Origin of the sequence: Kitasatospora sp. NPDC091257, assembly GCF_044757675.1 — a bacterium.
Taxonomy (GTDB): domain Bacteria; phylum Actinomycetota; class Actinomycetes; order Streptomycetales; family Streptomycetaceae; genus Kitasatospora; species Kitasatospora lactacystinica.
In genome coordinates this window covers 1-2,876 of record NZ_JBIVVI010001152.1, presented here as the reverse complement: position 1 = coordinate 2,876, position 2,876 = coordinate 1, and the positions used below count along the sequence as shown (strand labels likewise).

3 protein-coding genes are annotated in these 2,876 nt (G+C 72.3%); 1 reads left to right on the top strand and 2 read right to left on the bottom strand.

Annotation, left to right across the window (positions count from 1 at the left end; translation table 11 throughout):
- On the bottom strand, positions 1-1,390 hold a 1,390-nt coding region (locus ACIQOV_RS35655; protein WP_401054973.1), incomplete at its 3' end, for a M1 family metallopeptidase.
- A 28-nt stretch (positions 1,391-1,418) separates the two neighbouring features.
- Positions 1,419-2,369: a M28 family peptidase gene (locus ACIQOV_RS35650; RefSeq protein WP_401054972.1), complete on the bottom strand. Its 951-nt coding sequence runs from the start codon at positions 2,367-2,369 to the stop codon at positions 1,419-1,421.
- Positions 2,370-2,531: 162 nt separating this feature from the next.
- Here ACIQOV_RS35650 and ACIQOV_RS35645 point away from each other — a divergent pair.
- Positions 2,532-2,876, top strand: a 345-nt coding sequence (locus ACIQOV_RS35645; protein ID WP_401054971.1) for a response regulator transcription factor, incomplete at its 3' end; no start/stop codon positions are given.

The following is a 2,876-nucleotide window of genomic DNA, read 5'->3' as shown; positions in this document are numbered from 1 at the left end:
GGTAGAGGTACTCCTCGGCGGGGAGCGTGGTCCCGTGGGCCCAGGCGTCGAAGAAGCCCTTGAGGTCCTTGCCCGACACCCGCGCGGCCAGTGCCTCGAACTGCGGGAACGAGGCGTTGCCGTAGGCGTGGTCGGCGGTCCAGCGGCGCAGGGTGGCGAAGAACGCGTCGTCGCCGACGGTGCGCCGTAGGGCGTGCAGCATCAGGGAGCCCTTGAAGTACAGGGCGGGGGCGAGCTCCTTGCCCTTCCCGGGGTCGTACAGCTTCGTGGACCAGAACGAGGGGTTGTCCTTGTTCTCGGCGACCACGTGGGGGTAGAAGCCGGTGTCGAGGTCGGCGCCGTTGTGCTCCTCCCACAGCTGGTTGGCGTACTGGGCGAAGCACTCGGCGATGCAGCCGTCGCGCCAGTCGGTGAACGAGACGCTGTTGCCGAACCACTGGTGGGCGCTCTCGTGGACCACCCCTTCGTCGTAGAGGGCCCCGATGTACGTCGGCCGGCTCTGGGTCTCCAGGGCCGCCGCACCGCGTCCGGGATTCTTGGACTCGCCGACCACGATCGCGCCCGCCGAGGAGAACGGGTACGGGCCGAACTTCGAGGCCAGGAAGGCCAGGACGTCCGGTTGCGCGGCCTCCGTGGCCGCGTCGATCGGGACGTCCGGGCTGTACGCCGTGATGACGGGCCTGCCGTCGGGCAGCTGGGCCCGGTGGACGGTGAACCGGTCGATGGCGACCGTGCCGAGGTACGTCGCCATCGGCCGGTCCTCGCGCCAGCGGAACGTCGTCGTGCCGTTGGCGGTGGTGGTGGGCCCCGGCAGGCCGTTGCCGATGGCGGTCCAGCCGTCGGGGACGGTCGCCGTGAGGGCGAAGGTGGCCTTGTCGGACGGGTGGTCGTTCGACGGGTACCACGAGGTCGCGGAGTGCGGTTCGCCCGACACGTTCGCGCCGCCGTTCGTCAGGGTGTGCCAGCCCTCGGCGTCGGGCGTGCCGGCGTACGTCACCCGGACGGCGAACGTGGCGCCCCGGGCGACCCGTTGGGCCGGGACGACGACCAGCTTGTGCTCGCCGGAGCGCGAGAAGGACCGCGCGGGCGTGCCGTTCACGGTGACCGAGGAGACCGTGAACCCCTTCAGGTCCAGGTTGAAGCGGTCCAGCGCCCGGACGGCCCGGGCGGTGACGGTCGTGTCGCCGTCCAGGTGGTCCGTGCGCGCCGGGTCGTAGGCGATCCGGACGTCGTAGTGCCCCACGTCGTAGCCGGAGTCGCCGTCATCGGGGAAGTACGGGTCCCCGAGGCCGGCCGCCGAGGCGGGCAGGGCCGTCAGGGCGACGCCGAGGGCGGTCGCGGTCGCCAGCACGGCGGCGGTCCGGCGGCGGGTGGTCGGTGTTCCGGGCATCTGTGCCTCCTGCGGGGGTGTCGGGTGGTCAGGGCCGGGCGGTGGCGGGGGCGGTGGCGGAGAGCTGCCACACCACGCCGATCAGGGCGTTGGTGCTGGTGGTCTGCGTCGCCGGGTCGACGTTGGCGAGGTTGTCGCAGGCATCGTGGATGCAGTCGGAGATGCCGGTGCTGAAGCCGGAGGACGGGATGCCGGCCTTGCCGAACGACTCGTTGTCCGACCCGCCCACGCCGATGTCGAAGGTGGCGAGCCCCCGGGCGGCGAACCACGACTCGAAGACCTGCCCGGCCGCGCTGTCGGCCTGCTGACCGTCCTTCACCACGAGCCACTGCTGGGTGTTCCGGCTGCCGGTCTGGTCGAAGTTGAGGTACAGGTCGACCGCCTTGCGGTCGGCGTCGGACAGGCCGCGGACGTAGTCGGCCGAACCGACCAGGCCGACCTCCTCGGCTCCCCACCAGGCGAACCGCAGGTGCCGGGCGGGCTTCAGCCGGGCCTTGGCCACCTGGAGGGCGGTGGTCAGCACCGTGGCCGAGCCGGACCCGTTGTCGTTGATCCCCGGGCCCTGCTTGACGCTGTCCAGGTGGGCGCCGGAGAGCAGCACGTGGTTCGGGTCGCCGCCGGGCCAGTCGGCGATCAGGTTGTAGCCGGTCGCGCCGTCGTGCGAGAAGCGGCGCACTTCGGTGCGGAAGCCGGCCCGGTCCAGCGCGTGGCGCACGTACGCCAGCGACTCCGCGTATCCGCGGGTGCCGTGCGCGCGGTTGCCGCCGTTGCGATCGGCGATCCGCTGCAGGGCCCGCAGGTGCGGCATCACGTCCTCCTCCGCGACGGTCGGCGCGGTGGCGGGCCCGGAGGGGACCGCGGTGGCCGCCGTGGCGGCGGAGGGGACCGCGGACAGGACCAGGGCCACGCCGAGGACACCGGCGGCGAGGGACAACGGACGGGAGGACGGCTTCGGGGACGGCTTCGGGGACGGCTTCACGAGGGGCCTCTCGGGAGGGGACCGGGGCACTCGGCCCCGGCGGACCCCGCCACACTCTCCGCCCGGTGTCAGGAAGTTGTCAGGAAGCAGTCGGAAAGCGGTGGTGACGTGGGAGGACACGGTCGGGGAACGGCGATCGGACGGCGCTTTACGATCATCCGTATGTGCGCACACGTGGTGGTTGCCGAGGACGATCCCAAACAGGCCGACCTCATCCGCTTGTACCTGGAACGCGAAGGCCACCGCGTCGACGTCGTCCACGACGGCCGGGCCGCCCTGGAGCGGGCCCGCCTCGGATCGGTGCAACTCCTCGTCCTCGACGTCATGATGCCCGTCCTGGACGGCCTGGACGTGTGCCGCGCCCTGCGCGCCGAGTCCCCCCTGCCGGTGCTGATGCTGACCGCCCGCACCGCCGAGGAGGACCTCCTGCTCGGACTCGACCTCGGCGCCGACGACTACCTCACCAAGCCCTACAGCCCCCGGGAGCTGGTCGCCCGGGTCCGCGCC